At 65.4% G+C, this 22538-nt stretch carries 22 protein-coding genes, 1 tRNA gene and 1 riboswitch; of the genes, 10 read left to right on the forward strand and 13 right to left on the reverse strand.

What is annotated here, in order from left to right; translation table 11 throughout:
- Window positions 1-2: 2 nt before the first annotated feature.
- Both HCU76_RS21775 and HCU76_RS21780 read right to left on the reverse strand, forming a co-directional pair.
- Window positions 3-239 carry a hypothetical protein gene (locus HCU76_RS21775; protein ID WP_218510626.1) on the reverse strand — a complete coding sequence of 79 codons (237 nt, stop codon included), beginning with the start codon at window positions 237-239 and terminating at the stop codon, window positions 3-5.
- Between the two features lie 125 nt (window positions 240-364).
- On the reverse strand, window positions 365-577 hold the full coding sequence (locus tag HCU76_RS21780; RefSeq protein ID WP_218510627.1) for a hypothetical protein: 213 nt from the start codon (window positions 575-577) through the stop codon (window positions 365-367).
- Between the two features lie 66 nt (window positions 578-643).
- On the opposite strand from HCU76_RS21780, the gene HCU76_RS21785 reads away from it, so the two are divergent.
- Window positions 644-877: a hypothetical protein gene (locus HCU76_RS21785; protein ID WP_218510628.1), complete on the forward strand. Its 234-nt coding sequence runs from the start codon at window positions 644-646 to the stop codon at window positions 875-877.
- 73 nt (window positions 878-950) lie between these two features.
- Here HCU76_RS21785 and HCU76_RS21790 read toward each other — a convergent pair whose 3' ends face one another.
- From HCU76_RS21790 to cysS, 8 genes are all read right to left on the reverse strand, one after another.
- A complete protein-coding gene (locus tag HCU76_RS21790) occupies window positions 951-1235 on the reverse strand; it encodes a hypothetical protein (protein WP_218510629.1) in 285 nt (94 codons plus the stop codon).
- Window positions 1235-2455, reverse strand: coding sequence for an integrase arm-type DNA-binding domain-containing protein (locus HCU76_RS21795; RefSeq protein WP_218510630.1), 1221 nt, complete (start codon window positions 2453-2455; stop codon window positions 1235-1237). Before HCU76_RS21795 ends, HCU76_RS21790 begins: the two co-directional genes overlap by 1 nt.
- A gap of 177 nt (window positions 2456-2632) precedes the next feature.
- A tRNA-Ser gene (locus HCU76_RS21800) sits at window positions 2633-2725 on the reverse strand.
- Window positions 2726-2759: 34 nt separating this feature from the next.
- A complete protein-coding gene (locus HCU76_RS21805; protein ID WP_213954120.1) occupies window positions 2760-4028 on the reverse strand; it encodes an aspartate kinase in 1269 nt (422 codons plus the stop codon).
- A 64-nt stretch (window positions 4029-4092) separates the two neighbouring features.
- Window positions 4093-5061, reverse strand: coding sequence for a tRNA lysidine(34) synthetase TilS (tilS, locus tag HCU76_RS21810; RefSeq protein WP_218510631.1), 969 nt, complete (start codon window positions 5059-5061; stop codon window positions 4093-4095).
- A 75-nt stretch (window positions 5062-5136) separates the two neighbouring features.
- The gene (locus tag HCU76_RS21815) at window positions 5137-6111 is read right to left on the reverse strand and encodes an acetyl-CoA carboxylase carboxyltransferase subunit alpha (protein ID WP_213954118.1); all 975 of its coding nucleotides are present in this window, start codon (window positions 6109-6111) and stop codon (window positions 5137-5139) included.
- Between the two features lie 17 nt (window positions 6112-6128).
- On the reverse strand, window positions 6129-6779 hold the full coding sequence (locus HCU76_RS21820; RefSeq protein ID WP_213954117.1) for a DNA-3-methyladenine glycosylase 2 family protein: 651 nt from the start codon (window positions 6777-6779) through the stop codon (window positions 6129-6131).
- Between the two features lie 13 nt (window positions 6780-6792).
- Window positions 6793-8169 (reverse strand): cysteine--tRNA ligase, encoded by a 1377-nt coding sequence (gene cysS, locus HCU76_RS21825; protein WP_218510632.1) that lies wholly within the window; start codon window positions 8167-8169, stop codon window positions 6793-6795.
- A 228-nt stretch (window positions 8170-8397) separates the two neighbouring features.
- Between cysS and HCU76_RS21830 the strand changes: the two genes are divergently transcribed.
- From HCU76_RS21830 to HCU76_RS21850, 5 genes are all read left to right on the forward strand, one after another.
- Entirely contained in the window at window positions 8398-8970 is a 573-nt protein-coding gene (locus HCU76_RS21830) for a tetratricopeptide repeat protein (protein WP_218510633.1), read from the forward strand.
- A gap of 75 nt (window positions 8971-9045) precedes the next feature.
- On the forward strand, window positions 9046-9615 hold the full coding sequence (locus HCU76_RS21835) for a peptidylprolyl isomerase (RefSeq protein WP_371319883.1): 570 nt from the start codon (window positions 9046-9048) through the stop codon (window positions 9613-9615).
- Between the two features lie 18 nt (window positions 9616-9633).
- A complete protein-coding gene (locus HCU76_RS21840; RefSeq protein ID WP_213954114.1) occupies window positions 9634-10146 on the forward strand; it encodes a peptidylprolyl isomerase in 513 nt (170 codons plus the stop codon).
- 31 nt (window positions 10147-10177) lie between these two features.
- Window positions 10178-10951: a UDP-2,3-diacylglucosamine diphosphatase gene (locus HCU76_RS21845; RefSeq protein ID WP_218510635.1), complete on the forward strand. Its 774-nt coding sequence runs from the start codon at window positions 10178-10180 to the stop codon at window positions 10949-10951.
- Window positions 10952-11743 (forward strand): zinc-dependent peptidase, encoded by a 792-nt coding sequence (locus tag HCU76_RS21850; RefSeq protein WP_213954112.1) that lies wholly within the window; start codon window positions 10952-10954, stop codon window positions 11741-11743. It abuts the gene before it with no gap.
- 13 nt (window positions 11744-11756) lie between these two features.
- Here HCU76_RS21850 and HCU76_RS21855 read toward each other — a convergent pair whose 3' ends face one another.
- From HCU76_RS21855 to HCU76_RS21865, 3 genes are all read right to left on the reverse strand, one after another.
- Window positions 11757-12275, reverse strand: a complete 519-nt coding sequence (locus HCU76_RS21855) for a hypothetical protein (RefSeq protein ID WP_213954111.1) — start codon at window positions 12273-12275, stop codon at window positions 11757-11759.
- Window positions 12276-12277: 2 nt separating this feature from the next.
- Window positions 12278-15100, reverse strand: a complete 2823-nt coding sequence (locus tag HCU76_RS21860) for a DUF349 domain-containing protein (protein WP_218510636.1) — start codon at window positions 15098-15100, stop codon at window positions 12278-12280.
- Between the two features lie 131 nt (window positions 15101-15231).
- Window positions 15232-18996 carry a DUF748 domain-containing protein gene (locus HCU76_RS21865; RefSeq protein WP_256354337.1) on the reverse strand — a complete coding sequence of 1255 codons (3765 nt, stop codon included), beginning with the start codon at window positions 18994-18996 and terminating at the stop codon, window positions 15232-15234.
- Here HCU76_RS21865 and HCU76_RS21870 point away from each other — a divergent pair.
- The 4 genes from HCU76_RS21870 to nrdR all read left to right on the forward strand — a co-directional run bounded on the left by HCU76_RS21870 (window position 18995) and on the right by nrdR (window position 22417).
- Window positions 18995-19357 (forward strand): hypothetical protein, encoded by a 363-nt coding sequence (locus tag HCU76_RS21870; protein WP_218510727.1) that lies wholly within the window; start codon window positions 18995-18997, stop codon window positions 19355-19357. The two genes, HCU76_RS21865 and HCU76_RS21870, sit on opposite strands and share 2 nt — an antisense overlap.
- 302 nt (window positions 19358-19659) lie before the next feature.
- Complete coding sequence (locus HCU76_RS21875) at window positions 19660-20559, forward strand: lytic transglycosylase domain-containing protein (protein WP_256354349.1); 900 nt, start codon at window positions 19660-19662, stop codon at window positions 20557-20559.
- A riboswitch (ZMP/ZTP riboswitch) is annotated at window positions 20536-20668 on the forward strand. It overlaps the preceding gene by 24 nt.
- A gap of 37 nt (window positions 20669-20705) precedes the next feature.
- The gene (gene glyA, locus HCU76_RS21880; RefSeq protein ID WP_213954108.1) at window positions 20706-21950 is read left to right on the forward strand and encodes a serine hydroxymethyltransferase; all 1245 of its coding nucleotides are present in this window, start codon (window positions 20706-20708) and stop codon (window positions 21948-21950) included.
- A gap of 23 nt (window positions 21951-21973) precedes the next feature.
- Complete coding sequence (gene nrdR, locus HCU76_RS21885; protein ID WP_213954107.1) at window positions 21974-22417, forward strand: transcriptional regulator NrdR; 444 nt, start codon at window positions 21974-21976, stop codon at window positions 22415-22417.
- Window positions 22418-22538: the final 121 nt, after the last annotated feature.

The raw sequence follows: 22538 nt of genomic DNA on the forward strand, positions 1-22538 counted from the left end.
CCTCACAGCGCAGCACGTGCGGCCAAGCGCACGGCATCACGACGGATGGAGGCAACGATGCTGCCGGTGGTCCGGCCCTGCGTGAAGCCCTCGGCAACGGCGGTGCGCATGATCTGCAGCATCTCCGGGCTGAGCTTGTCAGCGTAGGCCTTCAGCAGCGGGGACTCAAAGGGGCAGGATGCCTGCGCGGCCGCGGCGCGCTTGGCGGCGGCAAAGTCGATAACATTCGAGGTAGCCATGATTCACTCTCCAGTAGTGGTTGATGGTTAGACGGCTGCAGGAGGTCAGAGCCCTGCGGCCGTCGCCTTTTTTGCCTCAGATAGGTAGGCTGAAAATTCAGCCCACGTCGCCCCGAGGCGCGGCGTCATTCCTTCGGCAACTTCGCCTTTTCGATCCTCTCGCGCACCCATGGGGCGCCGCCAAGGATCTGCAGCTTGTCGCGCTGCCCCTCGGTCATGCGCACCGCCACCGGTACCGTCTTCTCGCCGTCCTCGCGCGGAGGCCGGCCGGGTTTGCGTTGAGGTGGTTGCTTTGTTGCCATGGGAATTAATGTAAACATCAATCCGGCAGATTGCAAGCTAATTTCTGTAAACAGAAACTCCGGCGCTACGATTCGAAACTCAACAACAACGAGGAGTTGAAGATGGCAACAGCCGGCGGATTGACGATTGTGTTCGCTCTGATCGCGTTTTTCATCGGGGTGCTCTGGATCCTGATGCCCTTCGCGATCTTCGGCACCAAGCCAATGCTTCGCGAGCTCATCAACGAGCAGAAGAAGACCAACAAGCTGCTGCAGGAACAGGCGGATCGAGCGAAGGCGATACGCGAGGCGGCGCAGGCGCTGCCGCGCAAGGTCGAGCACTCCGCTGCTACCTGAGCGTCAGCATCTCAGGCAGCAGGCCGCGCCGGTGCTGGAAAGATGGCCTGCGCCACGAATGCTTGCCCCCGCTTCATGCCCCTGTTGGTGATCCGCCGGCGGGTTTTCCGAACATATGCTCACGCAAGACCTCGACGGCCTGAACGCTGATGTCGGGGAAGCCCTTGTCACTGGCCAAGATGCCAGCGATCGTGCGTTCGAACAGATCATCGAAAACCGCGCGCAGCGCCGGTCGGTCGCTCTCATCGTACCGATGCGTCAGCGCCTGCAAAAGGAAGTGCACAAAGCTGATGGCGATGGCCTGCTGAGCTTCCAGCACTTCAACCCGTGCTCGGAGTTCGTCAAGTTCGCTGGCCATCACGCAGCCTTGAAGGGCAGGATCTTCGCGCCCCGGCGCAGCTGGTCCAGGTGGTCGGCGTACTCCTGCATCATCTTGCGGCGCTGCGGCAGGTAGGTCGCGAAGTTGTAGGCCGCGCTGACGTTGTCCCGCTCCTGGTGGGCCAGCTGCAGCTCAATGATGTCGTGGCGATGGCCGTGCTCGTGCAGGATGGTCGACGCCACACCGCGGAAGCCGTGGCCCGTCATGCGGCCGGCGTAACCCATGCGCTTGAGCGCGCCCAGGATCGTGTTGTTGCTCATCGGCTTGTCGTGGTCCCTCTCGCCAGGGAACAGGAGGCCGCTCAGCCCGCGCAGCTCGTGGATCGCCTGCAGCACTTCGATCGCCTGCGTTGAAAGCGGAACGATGTGCGGGGTCTTCATCTTCATGCGCTCGGCCGGCACGCGCCATTCCTTCGCGTCCTCCAGGTCGAACTCGTCCCAGTGCGCCGCGATCAGTTCGCCGGTGCGCACGAACGTCAGCGCCATCAGCTTCATTGCCAGGCGTGTTGCAGGCGCGCCAGGGTAGGCCTCGATCTTCCGGAGCAGCTCGGGCATCTCCTTCGCTTCCAGCCGTGCATAGTGGCTCTTCACCCGAGGCTTGAGGGCGTCCGCCGGCTTCACGTCGGTGGCGGGGTTGCGCTCGACAAGGCCATGCGCCACGGCATAGCGGAAGATCTGGCCGCACGTCTGCCATGCGCGCTTCGCGATGTCCCCTGCTCCCCTGCTCTCGATCTTCTTGGCCACGGCGAGCAGCTGCGGCGCGGTGATGCTGGCGATGGGCTGCTTCCCGAGGTCAGGGAAGACGTCGGCCTCCAGGCGGCGCAGAACGTAGTCGGAGTGCCGCACAGAGCGCGGGCCCTTCCAGTGGGCGAACCATGCCCGCGCGACCGCCTCGAAGTTGTTCTCCATCTTCACGCGGTCAGCCAACTTTCGAGTGGCCTTGGCCTGCACCGGGTCGCTGCCTGCCTTGAGCGTGTCGCGCGCATCGTCGCGGTCGCGCCGGGCCTTGGCAAGCGGTACGCCGGGATAGGCGCCCAAGGCAAGGCGCTTCTCCTTTCCCCCGTATCGGTACTTCCAGTACCAATGCTTTCCCCCAGTCGCTGCGACCTCGAGGTAGAGGCCGCCGGCGTCCGCGAAGCGCGTACGGGGCTTGTCAGGGGCGCACTTGGCGTTCTTGCAGGCGGTGTCGGTGAGAGCCATGGTGGGGGAAAAACTCCGGGGTTGCGGGGGCAAAACGCCTCCTGTTCCCCCGAATTTGCCCCCAAACCGCGTGTTGTGTCAAAACGCAATGTGAAGCGACCGGACGCAAAAAAGCCCCGACTGGCGGGGCTTTCAAGGGCTTTTTGATGCACCGTGAGGTGATCTGGAAGCCAATCCTGGCGGAACCGGAGGGATTCGAACCCTCGATGAGGCTCTACACCCCATACTCCCTTAGCAGGGGAGCACCTTCGGCCACTCGGTCACAGTTCCGGAACCATCGATTATGCCATCTTTGGCAACGGTTTTACGCCGGTGGCTGGTCCAGGTCAAAGGCCTTGTGCAGCGCACGCACGGCGAGTTCCATGTACTTCTCGTCGATCACGACCGAGGTCTTGATCTCGCTGGTGGAAATCATCTGGATGTTGATGCCCTCTTCGCTCAGCACGCGGAACATCTTGCTGGCCACGCCCACGTGGCTGCGCATGCCGATGCCCACGATGCTGACCTTGCAGATCTTCGCGTCGCCCACCACTTCGGCCGCGCCCAGTGTCGGCAGGACCTTTTCCTTGAGCAGGTCGATGCACTTGGCAAAGTCGTTGCGATGCACCGTGAAGCTGAAGTCGGTCCTGCCGTCCTTGCTCAGGTTCTGGATGATCACGTCGACCTCGATGTTGGCATCGGCCACCGCACCCAGGATGTGATACGCGATGCCCGGCTTGTCGGGCACGCCCAGCACCGAGACCTTGGCCTCGTCACGGTTGAACGCGATGCCGGATACGACGGCTTGTTCCATGTTTTCGTCTTCCTCGAAAGTGATCAGCGTGCCGGACTTGGCTTCTTCGTTGATGTCGATGTCCCAGGGCGTGAAGCTCGAAAGCACGCGCAGGGGCACCTTGTACTTGCCGGCGAATTCCACCGAGCGGATCTGCAGCACTTTGGAGCCTAGGCTCGCCATCTCGAGCATCTCCTCGAAGCTCACCGTGGTCAGGCGGCGTGCGTCGGGCTCGACGCGCGGGTCGGTCGTGTAGACCCCGTCGACATCGGTGTAGATCAGGCATTCGTGCGCCTTCATCGCCGCGGCAATGGCCACCGCCGAGGTGTCGCTGCCGCCACGGCCGAGCGTCGTGATGTTGCCCGCGTCGTCCACGCCCTGGAAGCCGGTGATGACCACCACCTTGCCGGCCTCGAGGTCGGCGCGCACGCGCTCGTCGTCGATGCTCTCGATGCGCGCCTTGGTGTAGGAGTTGTCCGTGCGCACCGATACCTGCCAGCCCGCATAGCTGACCGAAGGCATGCCCTCGGCCTGCAACGCGATTGCCAGCAGCGCCGACGAGGCTTGCTCGCCAGTCGAAGCGAGCATGTCGAGTTCGCGGTTGTAGTCGTCGTTGGTGCGGCCGGGTGCGAGTTCCTTGGCCAGGCCGAGCAGGCGGTTGGTCTCGCCGCTCATCGCGCTCGGAACCACCACCATCTGGTGGCCGGCGCGTGCCCACTTGGCAACGCGCTTGGCGACATTCCTGATGCGCTCGGTCGAGCCCATCGACGTGCCGCCGTATTTGTGAACGATCAATGCCATGGGTGAAGTATGGGAAAGAAATGAAACCGGCCCGGGGTTGCCCTGGAGCGGTACACCTTGACGATCAGCGCGAAGCCTCTGTCGGGGGCGAGGGATTGTACCAATGGAGCAATGCCCCCCTCCGCTCCGCGAAGCCGGCGCCGATCTTGATGTGCAAGCGGTGTCCGCGCGTGGTGCAAGCGTGAACCTGGTCCAGCAGTTCCTCGAGTTGCGCCGTGCTGGGCGTGCAGTCATGCGCCTGCAGCAACCAATGGCGCAGGACATTCGCCTGGCGGGCGCGCGACAGCCGGCGCAACGCGTCGATGCCCGGCGGCGCGCCAATCGCCCCGAGGTCCTGCTGCGCGAGTTCGACGAGCAGGGCATGCGCTTGCGCCGCGTGCCGCGCGCTTCGGGCAAAGGTCGAACGAAACTGCGGGAACGCGCGATCGAGTGCCGGCAGCAGCTCGGCCCGGATGCGGTTGCGCGTGAAGCGCGCGTCCGCATTGCTCGGATCTTCGATCCATGGCACGTCGCGCGCCTTCAGCCATGCGCGGATCTCCGCGGCCGGCACGCCAAGCAAGGGTCGGTGGAGCACAAGGCCATCACGCTGCGCCACCTCGGGCATGGCGGCCAGCCCGGCCACGCCTGCGCCGCGCGACAGTGCCAGCAGCACGGTTTCCACCTGGTCGTCGGCATGCTGGCCGAGCGCGATCGACCCGATACCGGGTCGCGTGCCCTCGGCCCGTGCCAGCGCGGCCAGCGACGCGTAGCGCGCACGTCGTGCCGCGTCTTCCGGGCTCTCGCCCGGCGCATGTCGCGCATCGACGCGATGCACCCGCAGCGTCACTCCCAGCCGCTCGCACACGACCGCACATTGGCGCTCGAACTCATCGGCCGCGACCTGCAACCCATGGTGCACGTGAAAGGCCTCGACCTGCCCCGGCCAGCGCGCAGCACAAGCCACGAGCAACGCGGTCGAATCGGCGCCACCGCTGTAGGCCACGGCAAGCGGAAGCGACGGCGCGAAAGCCGCGATGGCCTCATCGAAATTCATCGGGCAATTGTGCGACGCACCCGGCCCGCGCAAAGGGCCAGTTGCAGGCGCCGCCCCTCGGGCGGCGCGGGTCGACTACTTGTCGGCCTTGGTGTCGTTGAAGCGGCCGTAGCTCTGCAGGCGTTCGTAGCGGCGATCCAGCAGTTCCTTGACCTTCAAGTCACTGACCTGGCGGAAGGCGTCACCCAGGGCACGCTTCAGGAATGCAGCCATCTGCCGATGATCACGATGCGAACCGCCGACCGGCTCGCTCACGATCTTGTCGACCAGGCCCAGCGCCTTCAGCCGATGCGCCGTGATGCCCAGCGCATCTGCGGCTTCCTTCGCCTTCTCGGAAGTCTTCCAGAGAATCGACGCGCAACCTTCGGGGCTGATCACCGAATAGATCGAGTACTGCAGCATCAGCAACTGGTCGCCCACCGAGATCGCCAATGCGCCACCCGAGCCGCCTTCGCCGATGATGGTGACGATGATCGGCACCTCCAGTTGCGCCATCTCGAAGATGTTGCGGCCGATGGCCTCTGACTGCCCGCGCTCTTCCGCATCGATGCCCGGATAGGCGCCCGGCGTGTCGACGAAGGTGAAGACGGGCAGCTTGAACTTCTCGGCCGTCTTCATCAGGCGCAGCGCCTTGCGATAGCCCTCGGGCTTGCTCATGCCGAAGTTGCGCGCAGTGCGCTCCTTCGTGTCGCGCCCCTTCTGGTGGCCGAGGACCATGCACGGCGTGCCGTTGAAGCGCGCGAGTCCACCCACGATCGACAGGTCGTCCGAGAAATGCCGGTCGCCATGCAGCTCCACGAAGTCCGTGAAGATCTCGTTGACGTAGTCGAGCGTGTAAGGGCGTTCCGGATGCCGGGCGATCTTCGTGATCTGCCAGGGCGTCAGGTCGCTGTAGATATCCTTGGTGAGTTGCTGGCTCTTCTTGCCGAGCTGGTCGATCTCTTCCGAGATGTCGACCGCCGATTCAGTTTGCACATAGCGCAGCTCTTCGATCTTGCTTTCGAGTTCCGCAATCGGCTGCTCGAAATCGAGGAAGGTTCGTTTCGCCAACGTCTTCTCCTTGTTGTTCAGTACACGACCGGTGCCGGGTCGAGCGAGCGCCAAATATACCAAGTTGCGACGCTGCAATAGGGTGCCCAGGCGACCGCAACCTCGCGTGCGTCGCTGCGGCTGACAGGGTCGCCGGAAAAATAGTTCTGGCTGATGCCGGTGATGAGGCCAACGTCGTCCAACGGGAGCACATTGGGCCGCATCAGGTGAAAGATCAGGAACATTTCAGCCGTCCAACGGCCGATGCCACGGATCGCAACGAGCTCTTCGATGATGAGTTCGTCCGCCATGTGTTTCCACGCATTGACATGCACGGCTTGCGTATCGAAATGGATCGCCAGGTCGACCAGGTACTCGACCTTTCGCGCCGACAGTCCGCAGGCCCGCATGTCGTCGACCTTGAGCTTCAGCACGTTCGCCGGCGTCATCTTGCGCGGCAGCATCTCGAACTTGTCCCACACCGATTGCGCGGCCTTCACCGATATCTGCTGGCCCACGATGCTGCGTGCCAGCGTGGTGAAGGCGTCGCCACGCGTTTCGAGCCGCACATCGCCGAATTGCGGGATGAGCCGCTTCATCACGCGATCCTTCTTGCCCAGGTGCTTGCACGCCTCTTCCCAGTAATCGGGCGTGAAGATCTCGACGCTTGCTTTTTTGACAGGAGCCACGCTGATCCTCAATTCACTGCGCCGAAGCCCATGTGGTTCCGGTGGGTGAATCCTTCAGCACGATGCCCTGTTCCAGGAGCTGCTTGCGGATGCGATCGGCCTCTGCGAAATTCTTCTGCGACTTGGCACTTGCCCGCTCGGCGATCAACACCTGGATCGCCGCATCGTCGAGCGCGCTGCCGGCCTGCAGGAAGGCCCGTGGGTCACCCTGCAGGACACCCAGCGTGCTGCCGAGCGCCTTGAGCAAGCCGGCCAATTCGAGCGAGCGCGTACGGTTGACTTCGCTGGCCAGGTCGAACAGCACCGCGATCGCTTCCGGCGTGCCAAAGTCTTCGTTCATCGCGGCCCTGAATCGCGCTGCATGAGGCTGCGACCAGTCGATTGCAACGTCTGCCGGCGTCACGCCATCCAGTGCCGTGTAGAGCCGCTTGAGCGAGTTGCGCGCATCGTCCAGATGCGCATCGCTGTAGTTCAACGCGCTGCGGTAGTGCGTTCGCACCAGGAAGAAGCGCAGGCTCTCCGCGTCGTACTTCTGCAGCACTTCGCGGATGGTGAAGAAGTTGCCCAGGCTCTTGGACATCTTCTCGTTGTCCACGCGCACGAAGCCGTTGTGCACCCAGAAGCGCGCGAGCGGCTTGCCGGTGGCGCCCTCGCTCTGCGCGATCTCGTTCTCGTGGTGCGGGAACTGAAGGTCCGCGCCGCCGCCGTGGATGTCGAAGGTCTCGCCGAGCGTGGCGCAGCTCATCGCCGAGCATTCGATGTGCCAACCCGGCCTGCCGATGCCATAGGGGCTTTCCCATTTCGCGTCATCGGGCTCGGTCGGCTTCGCGGACTTCCAGAGCACGAAGTCCAGCGGATCCTCCTTGCCGTCCAGCACTGCCACGCGCTCACCCGCATGCAGTTCGTCGAGCGACTTGCCCGAGAGCTTGCCGTAGCCGGGGAACTTGCGCACCGCATAGTTCACGTCGCCATTCGTCGAGCGATAGGCCAGGCCCTTCTGCTCGAGCTTCTCGATGATGCCGAGCATCTGCGGCACGTACTCGGTGGCGCGCGGCTCGATGGTGGGCGGCTCGATGCCGAGCGCACCGATGTCCTGGTGCATGGCCGCCACCACTTCCTCGGTCAACGCGCGGATCGTGATGCCGCGCGCCAGGGCGCGGGCGATGATCTTGTCGTCGATGTCGGTGATGTTGCGCACGTAGGTCACGTCGAAGCCGCTCGCGCGCAGCCAGCGTTGCACCACGTCGAAGGCCATCATCATGCGGGCATGGCCGATGTGGCACAGGTCGTACACCGTCATGCCGCAGACGTACATGCGCACACGGCCGGGTTGCAGTGGAGAAAACTCCTCCAGTTCACGCGAGAGCGTGTTGTAGATGCGCAGGCTCATGGAATTCGGAAGGCCGCCATCTGGTGCTCGAGCATTGCTGAAGCAACGCCGACAAATGGCCGTGGATTTCAGGGGTGTTGGGGTTGTAGCGGCAAGGGCTGCCGAACGGTCCCTCAGCTACAATTCATTTCAAGTATAAACGGCCGGCGGCGGGCATTTTCGGGTGTTTGTCGAGCCCTCATCCGCCCATTTTCCAGAGGCTTCATGAAGCACGCCGCACCTCCTCTCATGCACACCATCCCCCGCATTGTCTCCGCCCTGGCCTTCGGACTGCTGCTGGGTGCGGCCCATGCGGACGAGTATGCCGACGTCAACCTGCTGCTGCGTCAGGGCAAGCAGGCCGAAGCCCTCAACAAGGCCGAGACCTACATCGTCGCCAAGCCGCGTGATCCGCAAATGCGCTTCCTGCGCGGCGTGATCCTCAGCGAGCAAGGCAAGGTGCCCGAAGCGACCGTGGCCTTCACCCAGCTCACGCAGGACTTCCCCGAACTGCCCGAGCCCTACAACAACCTGGCGGCCCTGTACGCTTCGCAAAGCGAATTCGACAAGGCCCGCACCGCACTCGAAATGGCGGTCAAGCTGAACCCGTCCTATGCCACCGCGCATGAGAACCTGGGCGACGTGTACGCCCGGCTCGCCGCACAGTCCTACACCCGTGCCCAGCAACTCGAACCCGCCAACGCCGGGCTTGCACCCAAGCTCACTCTGATCCGGCAGATCTTCACGCCGGCCAGCGAGCGCGCCGCGGGTACATTGCCACCAGCCGTGCCGGCCGTTACCAAGCCAGGCATTCGCAAGTAACTCCGCCGATGGGCGCTGCTCCGGCGGTGCCGGCGGCACTGCCATGAAAGCGAGACTCTCTTGAACATTTCCCACCTGACCCGCCGCGCCGCATTGGCGCTTGGCACCGCAGTGCTGTTGACCGGCACCGCGTGGGCGCAAGACGCCGCGCCCCGCGTCAAGCTCGCCACCTCGATGGGCGACATCGTGGTCCAGCTCGACCCGGCCAAGGCGCCGAAGACCGTGGCCAACTTCCTGCAATACGTCAACGAGAAGCACTACGACGGCACGGTGTTCCATCGCGTGATCGACGGCTTCATGATCCAGGGCGGTGGCTTCACGGCCGACCTCAAGCAGAAGCCAACGCGCGCGCCGATTCCACTGGAAGCCAGCAACGGCTTGAAGAACGACAAATACACCATCGCCATGGCCCGCACCGGCGACCCGAATTCGGCCACCTCGCAGTTCTTCATCAACGTGAAGGACAACGCGATGCTGAACGCACCCAGCCCCGACGGCCACGGCTACACCGTCTTCGGCAAGGTCGTCTCCGGCACGGAAGTCGTCGACAAGATCCGCGCCGCGCGCACCGGTGTCAAGGGCGGCATGTCCGACGTGCCAGCCGAACCCATCACCATCCAGTCCGCCACCGTCGTGGCGAAGTAACCCAAGGACCGCATCATCATGAGCAACCCGCAAGTCGAACTCCACATCAAGAACATGGGCGTCGTCACGCTCGAACTCGACAGTGCCAAGGCACCCAAGTCGGTCGAGAACTTCCTGGCCTACGTCAAGAAGGGCCACTATGACAACACCGTGTTCCATCGCGTCATTCCCGGCTTCATGGTCCAGGGCGGCGGCTTCGAACCCGGCATGACACAAAAGCCAACCGCCGGCGAGATCGAGAACGAAGCCAACAACGGCCTGAAGAACGACAAGTACACCGTCGCCATGGCGCGCACCAACGCACCGCACTCGGCCACCGCGCAGTTCTTCATCAACGCCTCGAACAACGGCTTCCTGAACCACACCGCACCCTCGGCCCAGGGCTGGGGCTATGCCGTGTTCGGCAAGGTCGTCTCGGGCAGCGACGTCGTCGACAAGATCGAAGGCGTGAAGACCGGCCGCAAGGGCTTCCATGACGACGTGCCGCTCGACGACGTCGTAATCGAGAAGGCCGTCGTCAAGGCCGAATAACCGCCGGACGAGCGATGTTGCAAAGGCCCGCATGACGACCCATGACGCGGCTTTTGCCGAATGCGTTGCGCCGCCCGGGTGGCGCACCGTCGCCTTGATTTCCGACCTGCACCTGCACGTCGACGAGCCGGCCACCTTCCAGGCCTGGTGCGGCTACTTCGAGACCACGCCAGCGGACGCCGTGTTCATCCTTGGCGATCTGCTGGAGGTCTGGCCTGGCGACGACGTGGCCGCCGTGCCCGGCTTCGAGGCGCAATGCGTCGAGGTGCTGCGCAATGCAGCCCAGCGCCGTCCGATCTTCGTGATGCACGGCAATAGAGACTTCCTGATGGGCGCGGACTTCGCCGCCCGCAGCGGCGTCACGATGCTGGACGACCCGACCGTGCTTGTGCTGCATGGCGAACGCTGGTTGCTGAGTCACGGCGACGCGCTGTGCCTCGACGACCACGAGTACCTCCAGTTCCGCGCGCAGGTGCGATCGCCCGAGTGGCAGCAGGCCCTGCTCGCGCGCCCCCTGGAAGAACGGCGTGCGCTGGCCCGCTCGGTACGCAACCAGAGCGAAGACCGCAAGCGCAGCCCCGGCATGGTGTGGGCCGATGTCGACGCCGACGCGGCGCGCGCGTGGCTGCGCCGCGCGGATGCCCGCACGCTGATCCACGGCCACACGCATCGCCCCGCGGAGCACGACCTCGGCGACGGCCTGCGACGCATCGTGCTGAGCGATTGGGATGCGGCTGCGCATCCGCCCCGCGCCCAGGTGCTGTGTCTCTCCCTCGCTGGCGCGCAGCGCGTGGACCTGCGTTAGATGCTGAGTTGGTTGCGCAACTTGCGCGCCGGGCCGCGGATTCCGGATGCGGCCTGGCAAGCGACACTCGACCGCTACCCGTTCCTGTCGGAGCTTGCGGCATCCGATGCAACGCGCCTGCGTGAACTCTCGGCCCTGTTCCTGCGCGACAAGCGCTTCCACGGCGCCAAGGGCTTCGAGATCACCGACGAGGTTGCGCTGGCGATCGCCGCGCAGGCCGTGTTGCCGGTGCTGCACCTGCGGGGCGGCCTGGACTGGTACGACGATTTCGTCGGCATCGTGGTGCATGCCACCGAGGTCGTCGCGCGCCGTCGCGTCACCGACCCATCGCAAGTGGTGCACGAATACGACGAGGTGATCGCCGGCGAGGCCATGGAGAACGGCCCGGTGACCCTGAGCTGGAAGGCCGTGCTGGACAGCGGTGCCACCGCCGGCACCGGCTACAACGTCGTCATCCATGAGTTCGCCCACAAGATCGACATGCGCGACGGCGCGGTGGACGGTTGCCCGCCGCTGCCCGCCGGATTTGCGGGCGCGCGAACGCCGAACGCAGCGCGCGCCGCATGGCTCGCGGTGCTGAAGCCCGCCTACGAGGACTTCCGCGAAAAGACAATCCTCGCCGACCGCTTCGGCGCCGAACGGCCGTGGCTCGATGACTACGGCGCCGTCAACATCGGCGAATTCTTCGCGGTGGCGTGCGAGGCGTACTTCGTGAATCGCCCTCGATTCGGCGCCGACTTCGCACCGCTGCTCGCGCTGTTCGACGAGTTCTTCAGGCCCGCCCGGCGGTAGCGCCCGAATCAACTCAGCGGCTGCGCTGGCCCAGCGTCAGCGTGTCGAGCTGGAACCTGCCGCTCTTGTCCCAGAGCCAAGTCTCGACGTAGGTGTGCGCGCCGACCGTCTGCGGTGGCGGAGGCAGCGGGGAGGCCTTCCTGATCAACTCCGCAATCTCCAGACTGACCTCCGGCGCGTGTTCCGGCGTCCGCATGAAGGTCACGGCCTCGACTTCGCCGCTGGCGCCCAGGTGCGTCTCGACCGTGACCACCGCATAGACCAGCGGCGGAATCTTGCCCTTGTAGATCCGCGTCTTGTAGGCCGCGTAGATGTGCCGGGCGCCGGTCTTGCGATAGGCACGCACCTCCGGCGTCTGCGGCGTGATCTTGCGCACCGGCGCGGGCAATGCGTCCCTGGCCGCCTGCTGCTCGGGCGTCAAGGGAGGAGCACCGGCCTCACCGGCCTGCTTCGGCGCCATCAGCTCACAGCCACCCAGCCCTGCCGCCAGCACGATCGCCGGCAGCAAGAAGCCGTAGCGGCTGCGGGGCATCGCTAGCTCTTCAGCAGCGCCTTGAGCACGTTCTGCAAACGACGCGCGGTGGAGGCGTCATGGCTGCCGGCCAGCACCCTGGCGGCATCCTGGCCCCAGGTCTGCGCGGGCGTCGGCTCATTGCGCTTGGTCAGCAGCTGGAGCTGCATGGCGCGGCGCGCGTCGACATGCTCGGCGGGTGTCGGCACTTCGGCTGCGATTTCGAGCCGCAGGAGCGCGTCCTGCGGATTGCCCGCCGGCGTCGATCCGAGGGCTTGCGACCATGCACCGCGCACTGCCGGCGAGACCGCCCGGCCGAGTTCCTGCACAGAAGGCAACGCTGCGGCGTCGCGCTTTTCCCAGGCGCCGAGCAGTTGCGTCAAGGCCTCGCCATGCGCCTGCGCGGCGAGCTTGCGCAGCGCCGCCTGGGCGTGCTCGACCGCATCCCGTTGCGCGCGGAAAGCCGCATCGCCAAGCCGAGGTCCCCGGTCCTCGAACCGAGGGGACGCGCCACGGTCGCCGAAACGGCCACCGCGATCGCCTCCGGGCGCGCCAGCGCGGTCCGGCCGGCCACCAGGTCCACCGGCGCCGCGGCTGTCACGCCGGTCGCCACCGCGATCGCCAGGACGGCCGCCACGGCCTGCCATCGCCGGTTCGGGCTTGCGCATGCCGGGACGGTCATCGGCACGGCGCATCGCGACCACGGGCTTGGGCGCCGCCACCGGAGGCGCAGCGGGTGCGGGGGCCGCATCGCCAGCGGCGTCTCCACTGGCCGCAGCATCGGCACTGCCCTCCGGCGCGACGAGATCATGCGCCTCGGCAGCCGTCGTGGGTGCGGCGGATTGATCGCCTTCGCCCGAGGTCTGGGCCAGGCCCGCGCTCTCGGCGAATTCGGCTTCGGCTGCCTGCGCGGCTTGAGCGGGCGGGGCCGCCTCGGCCGTGTTGAGATGCGATGTGGCTGCGGGCGCGGCCTTGGCCGGCGCTTCCACGATCTGTACCTTCTCGCCACGCATCGCGGCTTCGAGCTGGTTCATCGCGACGCGGATCTTCTGCGCATCGCCGGTGGCATTGGCAGCTTCCAGCGCCTTCGAGGCCAGCAGCACGTTGCGATCGTGCTCGCTCATCGCCGACGAGACCTTTTCGCGCTCGGCGGTCTTGCGGTTGAAGGCCTCGTCGATCGGCGCGCGGAAGGCGTCCCACATCTTCTGCTCCTGGCGGCGGTCGAGCGGAACGCCCTGGGCTTCCGCTTGCCAACGCTGTTGCAGTGCCTTGACCGCGTCGATGCGCAGCATCGGCGCGGCCCCGAGTTCCACGGCCTCGGCAATCATGGCCTGCCGCCGCTCGACACTCGACTTCTGGGCCGACTCGAAGGGCGCGCGGGCCGCGCCGAATGCCTCGTTCCATTGCGGCTGCAACTCGGCGAACACCTTCTCGCCCACATGCCCGGCATCGCGCCAACGGTCTGCGAACTGGTGCAGGGCGCGGTTGTGCGCCTTGAGGTCGGCCGCATCGGCATGCGCCGCCGCCCACGTCTTGACTTCCTCGATCAGCGCGAGGCGTTGCGCCCGGTGCTCGGCCGCATCGGCACGCACCTTCTCCAGCCATGCCTCGACCACCTTGTGCGCCTCGTTGCAGGCTTCGTCGAAACGCTTCCACAGCGCATGATTCGGCACGCCGCCCTGGTCGGACTGCTTCCACTGGTCACGCAGGGCACGCAGGGTCTCCTGCATCTTGCGCCCGCCCAGGGCCTGGCCCTCAGGGCGCTTGAGCAGGCCTTCGGCCTTGGCGACGAGGTCTTCGCGCACCTTGTCGGCGCTCCAGCGTTGCCAGCCTTCGAGTTCGCCGGCGGCGACGAGCGCCGCATGGACGCGCGACTCCAGTTCCGATTCGACCAGCTTGCCGTGCTCCTTCAACACCGCACGCAATGCCGCGGCAGCGCCGGCGCTGCCCTTGCCATGGCCCTCGGCGGTTTCCTGTTCCAGCTTGGCAAGCGCGGCTTGCACCGCTTCCTGCGCAGCGGCACGCACGGCCGGATCGACCGGCGGCCGGGCCGGCTTGGCAGGCGCCGCCTTGGGCGCCACCACTTCACCACGCGCGGCACGCAGTTCGTCAGCCCACACGGGCACCGGCGGCAAGGCCGCGGCGGCATCGTTGGCAGCGGCAACGGCCTGGGCCAGCGCGGCATGGAAGGCGTCGGACACGCTCAGCAACTGGGCGCGCGAGGCTTCGAGCTGCGGTGCGAACTTGCCGTCGAGGCTGGTCCAGTTGACATCTGTAGCGATCTCGTCGGCCTGCTGCTGCCAATGCGTGACGTCCCCGCGCAGCGCTTCCTCGGCCGCCTGCGCGTCCTTCCAGCCCTTGGTCGACAGCACCTCGAAGCGCTGCGCCAGCAGCACGGCGGCCTCGCGATGCACCTGCGCCCGGTGCTGCAGGTCCTCGATGCCCTTCACGCGATCGGCCAGGCGGGCCTTGAAGCCGGTCAGCGGCTCGCGCGACAGCGGCGCGCCGGCCTTGGCCGCATCGCGTTGCCAGGCGAGCGCGTCGGCAATGTTGAGCTTGGGCTGGGCCAGCAACGCCTCGGCCTTCTGCGCCCATTCGGCAGCAATGACTTCCTGCCCCTTGGCGCGACGGATCTCGTCGAGCTTCTCGCGCACGGGGCGCGCCGCGCCCTTGTCGCGGCCGCTGAGTTCCTTGAACACATCCTGCAATTGCTCGGCGGTGGGCTGCCCGGCCAGCCAGTCGCGGATTCGCTGGGCGCGTTCGCCCGAAGTCGGCGCGGTGAAGGCGCCGCCGGTGAGCGTATCGAGGGCCTGGATGTCGAGGGATTTGGTGGAGCTTGAGGTCACGGGAACGGATGTCTTTGTCTGGAAGGAAGGTGCGCGGAAACGCACCCGGCAAGGGGCGCCCGAATTCCGGCGAACCCCGCATTTTCACAGACCCGGGGGAGCGTGTCTGCGAGCAACTGTTTACGCGCCTGCTATCGCATGTCGAGTTTGAGTTCGGCGCCCGGCCTGGACTCGCCGGCGCCGGCCTGTACGTGCACCGCGCCGAGGAAAAGTCGCTCTGTCGGCACATTCTGCGCGAGCAGGTAGTCGCGCACCTCGCCGCCGCGCTCCACGGCGAGTTGGCGGATCACTTCCTCATCCACCGGGATGTTGGTGATCATCAGGTTTTCCATCTCGGAGACAGGAAGGTCCTTGGCCAGGCCGACCATGTTGCGCGGCTTGGTGATGTCGGCCCGCTTGTAGATGGCCGCGAGCAACTCGGGGTACTCCGCATCGGTGACCGGCTCCACCTCGGCCGCATCCTTGCCCGCCCGCACCGCGACGCGGCGCTTCTCGGCCTGCGTCAACTGCCGCAGGCGCTGCTTCTGATAGGGAATGCGCTCCTGTTCCAGGCTGGCCGAGCCGCTCACCGTGAGGCGCAGGCTCGGCTTGTCGACCATGGCCTTGCCGATCTTGTCGAGGTTCTCTTTCGCTGCTGCATTCAAGGTCGCGCTGCCGGGATCGAACGCGATGGCGCTGGCATCGCCGCCGCCTCCGCCGCCGCCGGTGAGAAGAGCGAACGGCGCCGTCGCGGCCTTAACGATCAGGTTGACGATGGCCTTCCAGATCAGCGGGCCGATGCTGAATTGCGGGTCGTTGAGGGACCCGCGCAGCGGCAGGTCCACGTCGATCACGCCGTTGCGATCGGCCAGCAAGGCCACGGCGAGGCGCACGGGCAGGGTGCGCGTTGCGCCGGGGACTTCCTCGCCGAACTGGAGCTGGTTCAGCACCAGCTTGTTGGTCGCGGTCAGCTGGCCGTCCGGCGCCACCTTGTAGTTGACCTCCATGCTCATCTTGCCGCGCTCGATGCCATGGCCTGCGTACTTGGCCGAGTACGGCGACAGCGGCGCCAGGTCCAGCTCGCGCATCTTGGCGGTAATGTCGAGCTCCAGCGGCTTGGCCAGCGGGTTCAGCTTGCCGGTGATCTCCAGCGAAGCGGTCTGCTGGGCCTTGCCCCGCAATTCCAGGTCGGCCAGTTCGGGCGACCCGGTGCTGCCCTTCGGCGGATTGGATGAGAACGCGCTGAGCTTGCCGGTGAGTTCGCTCAGGTCCGCCGAATAGTTGGGCTTGACGAACAGGTCGGTGAAGTCGATCTTGCCGTTGACCAGGCTCATCGGGCCGAAATTGACGATCGGCTTCATGCCGGTGTCTTCCGGCTGCGCCGCGGCCACCGGTGCGGGAGCCGCCGGCGTCGGCGCTGGCGCACCTCCGCCGACCATCAACTCGGCCGGCGGCGGCTCGCCCGTCGCACGCCCCGGCGCCGGCTTGGACGTGATCCGCGCGCCGCCGAACTTGCGCTGGGTGGTGGTCGTCGGCGGCTGCGGCGCGGCGGCGGCCTTGGCAATCCCCTCCTGCTCGCCCTTCTTCGTCAGGTCCTGCAAGTTGAGCCGGCCGCTGGGGTCGACGATCACACGCGCGAAGAAGTCGGTCAGCGAGGTTTCGCGGACATCGACCCTGGGCGGCGCGCTGGGGGCCAGCGTCACCTGCAGGCCGCCCAGGCCCAGTGTCTTCCAGCCGAGCAACTGGTTGTTCGATCGGTCGAACCCGGGAGACTGGGTCAACTGGACGCTGTTGATGCGCAAGTCGTCCACCGCCAGGTCGCCCGCCAGTTTCGCGCTCATCCCGGTGGGCATCTGGGCATAGTTCACCGTGCCCCGGTAGCTGGCGAACGCCCGTCGCACGTCCACATTGAGTGCCTCGGAGTAATAGGCCTTGAACGCATGCACAGGGAAATTGCCGAATTCCAGACGGCCTTCCGCCGACACCGGCTTCAACACCACCTGGCCCTTGTAGAGGAACCTGCCCGGGTCCGAGCGCCCGGCGCCGATACGACCGGACACTTCCAGCGGAGACGCCGTGGCGGTATTGGGCGCCAGCTTCTGCGCGTTGACCTTGAGCGCGGTGATCTCCACGGCCACGGGCGTGCTGGCGGCATCGTCGGTATAGGACACCGCGCCGCCATCGACCAGCAGATTGCCGATGGTCAGGCCCCAGGGCTTGGTGTTCGCGTTCGCCTTCGCCGATCCGGCATCGGGCGGCTTGGGTGCGGCAACCTTGGCCGGCTCGCCTTCGGACTGCCCGTTGCCGGACGGCGCCTTGAGCCAGCGCTCGAACATCCAGTGCTTCTCCTTGTCGCGCTCGACCCGGACCTTGGGCTGGTTGGCGCTGAAGGTGCCGATGGCCAGCGTGTGCTGCGTCATGTCCGCCACGGCGGCGGTCAATTCGAATCGACCGACGCTGGCCAGTGCCGTCTTGCCCTGCGACAGCGCCAGGCCATCGATCGAGACCTTGGTTGCCTTGAACTTGAGGTCGGGCTGGGCCCAGTCGATCTCGACTTCGCCGCCGAGCTTGCCGTCGAGCGTGGGTTCCAGGCTTTGCGCCAGGTACGGCGCCGCCAGCGACAGCGGCAAGGCCTCGACCTGTGCCTTGACCGTGGCCGCCTTGTCGGTGCCCTGCCCCTCGAATTTGAGCCCCGCCCCGCCAATGGCCACGCCGCCGCTGAAGTTGGCCGGCTTTTCCATGGGCCACTGGATCCCGGTGGCGTGGACGCCGAGCCCGGTCATCTCGACCACGGCGGCCGGCTTGACGGTTTCGTCATGCCAGCCGATGTTGCCGTCGCTGAGGGCGAACGTGTCGACCTCGATTTTCCAGGGCGCAGGCGCCGGGGCCTTGGGCGCGGTGGCGGCCTCCTCAGCATCCGATTTGGGCTCCGGCTTCTCCGCGGCGCCGGTTGCCGGGTTCTTCGGCAACAGGTTCAGCTTGCCGGCCGCATCGCGCGCCACCGCCAAGTTGGGCGCAACGAGGCCGATTTCACCGAGGTGGATCAGCCGCTCCAGTGGCCGAATGTCGGCGAGGCCGACCGTCAGGCTGTCGAAGGCGAGCAACTCGCGTCCTTCGCCATCTGCCATGCGAATGCCATGCGTCGCGACCGTGCCGGAAATCTTCAGCCCGGCAGTGGCGGCGCGCTCGAAATCGATCTTGATGTCGGCGTCGAGCGAGCCTGCCTTCAATTGCACGGGCATCCCGCTTGGCACATAACCAAGGTAAGGCACCAAGTCGAGCCCCTTGAACTGGATCTGCGCATCGGTCTTGCGGCTCTCGGCGAAGGGCGTGGTCGCCGCGGTCGAGTCGAACTTGCTGCCGTTGAAGGTGAAGGCGAGCTTGGGCTCGACCTTGGCCTCGCGCAGGGAGGCCAGGTTGCTGATGAACGGCACGTTCAACACGAGGTCGCGCAAGGTGTGCTTGCGTTGGACGGCCTGGTCGTCGAAATCGACCGAGCCCCCATTCACCGCGATGTTGTAGATGGCAAAGCGCGTCGGGTCGCCGGGCGGCTTGTCGGGCGGCGTCGCGAGCTTGGCAAGGATGTCGTCGATGTCGTAGTGCCCATCGCCCAGATGGGTCAGCGCGATGGTCGGCTGATCGATGGTCACCGCGTCGATCACCGGCGCCAGGCGCACGATCGACTCCATGTCGGCATCGACGTAGATCCGGGCGATTTGAAGCTGGGCGCCCTTGCCGTCGGCCGTGGCGATGCGCAGATCGTTCAGCGTGAGTTCCAGCGTCCACGGCTTGAAATCGATCTTGCCCACGGTGACCTGGCGCCCCAGCTTGGCGCTTGCCAGGGATTGAATCTGACTCTTGAGCAGCGGCGGCACCACCAGCCAGGCCACCAGCCAGATCACAAGAACAGTGAGCATGGCGACGATCACCCGTCGCACCCATTTGCTTTGTATCAGGGCAGCAGCTTTCATCATCGGGAAGTGTGCCGCAAGGCAACACGGGTTCGCAGAAACAAGAAAGCCCGGTGAGTTGACGCGGAGTCTCGTCACCGGGCTCGATGGCGAGTTCAAAACCCATGCCATCTTTTCGCTTGACCGGAAGTTGAATGGTTCCGGCTTCGCTGGCAGCAAGAGATTGCCACCGGGGGGTGCTTCCAACGTCGAACCGGGAGAAATCCCTCTGTTCTCGGCCTTTGGCGTGACGCCTGACGGTTCAGGCATCTTCACTTTAAGCGGTGGAATGGTCTTTTCAAATCGGTGTTGCAATCACTTGCAGTGAGCCGTTTCCCTCTACTGATCCAGACTTTTCTCAGGTCATTTTTAGAATAAGACCCCTAGACGTTATTCTTGACCAGGTATTAGGCGACCCCTAGAATTCGTCCAACCTTGCTGCCCGCTTGCAGCATGTAGTCTTTTGTACTCCGCCGCCGCGTGCACTATTGCCACCGGCCCTATCAGGCGGCCGCGCTCCCCAGACCACTTCGCGCGGAACCTGATACCCACCCCAGCGACGTCACCGTCGACCCGGCTCGCTTTATGCGTTGCCTGCGTTTTCCGGTGCCGACGACGAAAGGAAAAGCGATGAAACAGGCCTTGGCCTCCACAGCCCGCGGGCTACGGACCTTCGGGTCCGATGTGGCAGATGGTTTCTTTGAACTCACCCACAACGGCTTTGCGTTGATCGGTCTGGCTATCGTGTTTGCCGCGTTGGCACTCGTGGCCCGGCCCGACTTGCGCGAGTCCGGGGAAGCCCAGTTGATGGGCTGGCTCCAGTCGCGCAAGCCTGCGCCGGAGCCAAGCGCAACCGATCTGCAACCGAACGCGATCGAACGCACCACGGCAGCGAGCCCCGGCGACCTGCCCAAGCAGCAAGCCGCGGTGGCCTATTGGCTCAGCAAGAAGTACCGTGTTGCAGCGGAACCCCTGAGCGTGCTGGTCGCGGAGGCCTATGACATCGGCAAGCGCACCAAGCTCGACCCGACCCTGATCCTGGCCATCATGGCCGTCGAATCCAGCTTCAATCCGTTCGCCCAGAGCAGCGTGGGTGCCCAGGGCCTGATGCAGGTGATGACGCGCGTCCATGGCGAGAAATACGAAAGCGCCGGCGGCACGCTGACGGCCTTCGACCCGGTCACCAACATGCGCGTCGGCGTCAAGGTGCTGCAGGAATGCATTTCGCGCGCCGGATCCGTCGAGGGCGGCTTGCGCTACTACGTCGGCGCCGCCAAGATGGAAGACGACGGCGGCTATGCCGGCAAAGTGATGGCCGAGCACGAGCGGCTGCGCCTGGTTGCCCAGGGCAAGGCGCCCTCCACGACTTCGAACCGCACCGCTGGCCTGCCTGTGGCCGAGCGGAACAAGTCCGCCGAATCGACGGGCGGACAAAAGGTCGCATTGCTGGAGAGCGACTCCTGGAAAGACGCTGATCCTCTGCGTCAGGAGCCTCTCGGCTACACTGGCGCGGTACGCGACTGGCGATAGGCGCAACCCTGGGGCAACTTGCTCCGGGTGCATGCGCTGACGTGGAATACCACTTGGGAGCGTACCGCCCGGTTTGCCGGGTGTTCCGCCGTTCGCCTGGGCAGCCCTTGTTTGCATGAACAAGGAAATTTGTCTTCAGGACTGCCATGTACCAACGCAACAATCTGGTCGAACAGACCGACCCCGAAGTGTGGGCTGCCATCCAGGCCGAAAACGCACGCCAGGAACAGCACATCGAACTCATCGCGAGTGAAAACTACGCGTCGCCCGCCGTCATGGCGGCGCAGGGTTCGCAGCTCACCAACAAGTACGCCGAGGGCTACCCCGGGAAGCGTTACTACGGTGGCTGCGAGCACGTCGACGTGGCCGAGCAACTGGCCATCAACCGCGTCAAGCAGTTGTTCGGCGCGGACGCGGCCAACGTGCAACCGCACTGCGGCGCCTCGGCCAACGAAGCCGTGATGCTGGCGTTCCTCAAGCCCGGCGACACCATCATGGGCATGAGCCTGGCCGAAGGCGGCCACCTCACCCACGGAATGCCTCTCAACATGAGCGGCAAGTGGTTCAACGTGGTGAGCTACGGCCTCGACAAGAACGAAGCCATCGACTACGACGCGATGGAGCGCAAGGCGCATGAGCACATGCCCAAGCTGATCATCGCCGGCGCCTCGGCCTATTCGCTGCACATCGATTTCGAGCGCTTTGCCAAGGTCGCGAAGGACGTGGGCGCGATCTTCATGGTCGACATCGCCCACTATGCCGGCCTGGTGGTCGCGGGCTGCTACCCCAACCCGGTGCCGCACGCGGACGTGGTCACCTCCACCACCCACAAGAGCCTGCGCGGCCCGCGCGGCGGCATCATCCTTATGAAGTCGCAGCACGAGAAGGCGATCAACAGCGCGATCTTCCCCGGCCTGCAGGGTGGCCCGCTGATGCACGTCATCGCCGCCAAGGCGGTCGCCTTCAAGGAAGCGCTGACGCCCGAGTTCAAGACCTATCAACAGCAGGTCATCAAGAATGCGCAGATCGTCGCGGAGACGCTCACCCAACGCGGACTGCGCATCGTGAGCGGGCTCACCCAGAGCCACCTGATGTTGGTCGACCTGCGGCCCAAGGGCATCACCGGCAAGGAAGCCGAGGCGGTGCTCGGCAGCGCGCACATGACCATCAACAAGAACGCGATCCCAAACGATCCGGAAAAGCCGATGGTCACCAGCGGCGTGCGCATCGGCACGCCGGCCATGACGACGCGCGGCTTCAAGGACGAGGAAGCCCGTGCGACGGCGCACCTGATTGCCGACGTGCTGGACAACCCGCGCGACGAGGCGAACCTGGCGACCGTGCGCACCAAGGTCGAGGCGCTGACGACGCGCTTCCCGGTTTATCGCTGAGCAGGACCGCAGGTGGCCGCAGCATGAAATGCCCGTTCTGCGGCCACCTTGAGACGCAGGTCGTGGAGACCCGCGTCTCGGAGGACGGCGACTTCGTGCGCCGCCGCCGACAGTGCGGGTCCTGCGAGAAGCGTTTCACCACCTACGAGCGGCCGGACGTCAACTTTCCGGTGGTCGTCAAGAAGGATGGCGGCCGGGCAGACTTCGAAGCATCAAAGGTCCGCGCATCGATGATGCTGGCGCTGCGCAAGCGACCCGTGACCATCGAGCAGATCGACGGCGCGTTGCTGCGCATCGAGCAGGAGTTGCTGGCGCTCGGCCTGCGCGAAATCGAGTCCAACAAGGTCGGCGAACTGGTGATGCGCGAACTCAAGAAGCTCGACAAGGTGGCCTACGTGCGCTTTGCGTCGGTCTACCGGAGCTTCGAGGATGTGGACGAATTTCGGCAGTTGCTGCGGGATATCTAGGCAACCGATTTCGACGCAATCACGCGTCATCTTTGTGACTTCTTCAGCACAAAGATCGTTAATTGTCTCAATTCGCCGGATTGGCTCCGTTCGTCGGAGACAGACTGCCGTCTGGTTTTGT

It is taken from the genome of Variovorax sp. dw_308 (assembly GCF_019207085.1).
Taxonomy (GTDB): Bacteria; Pseudomonadota; Gammaproteobacteria; order Burkholderiales; family Burkholderiaceae_C; genus Variovorax.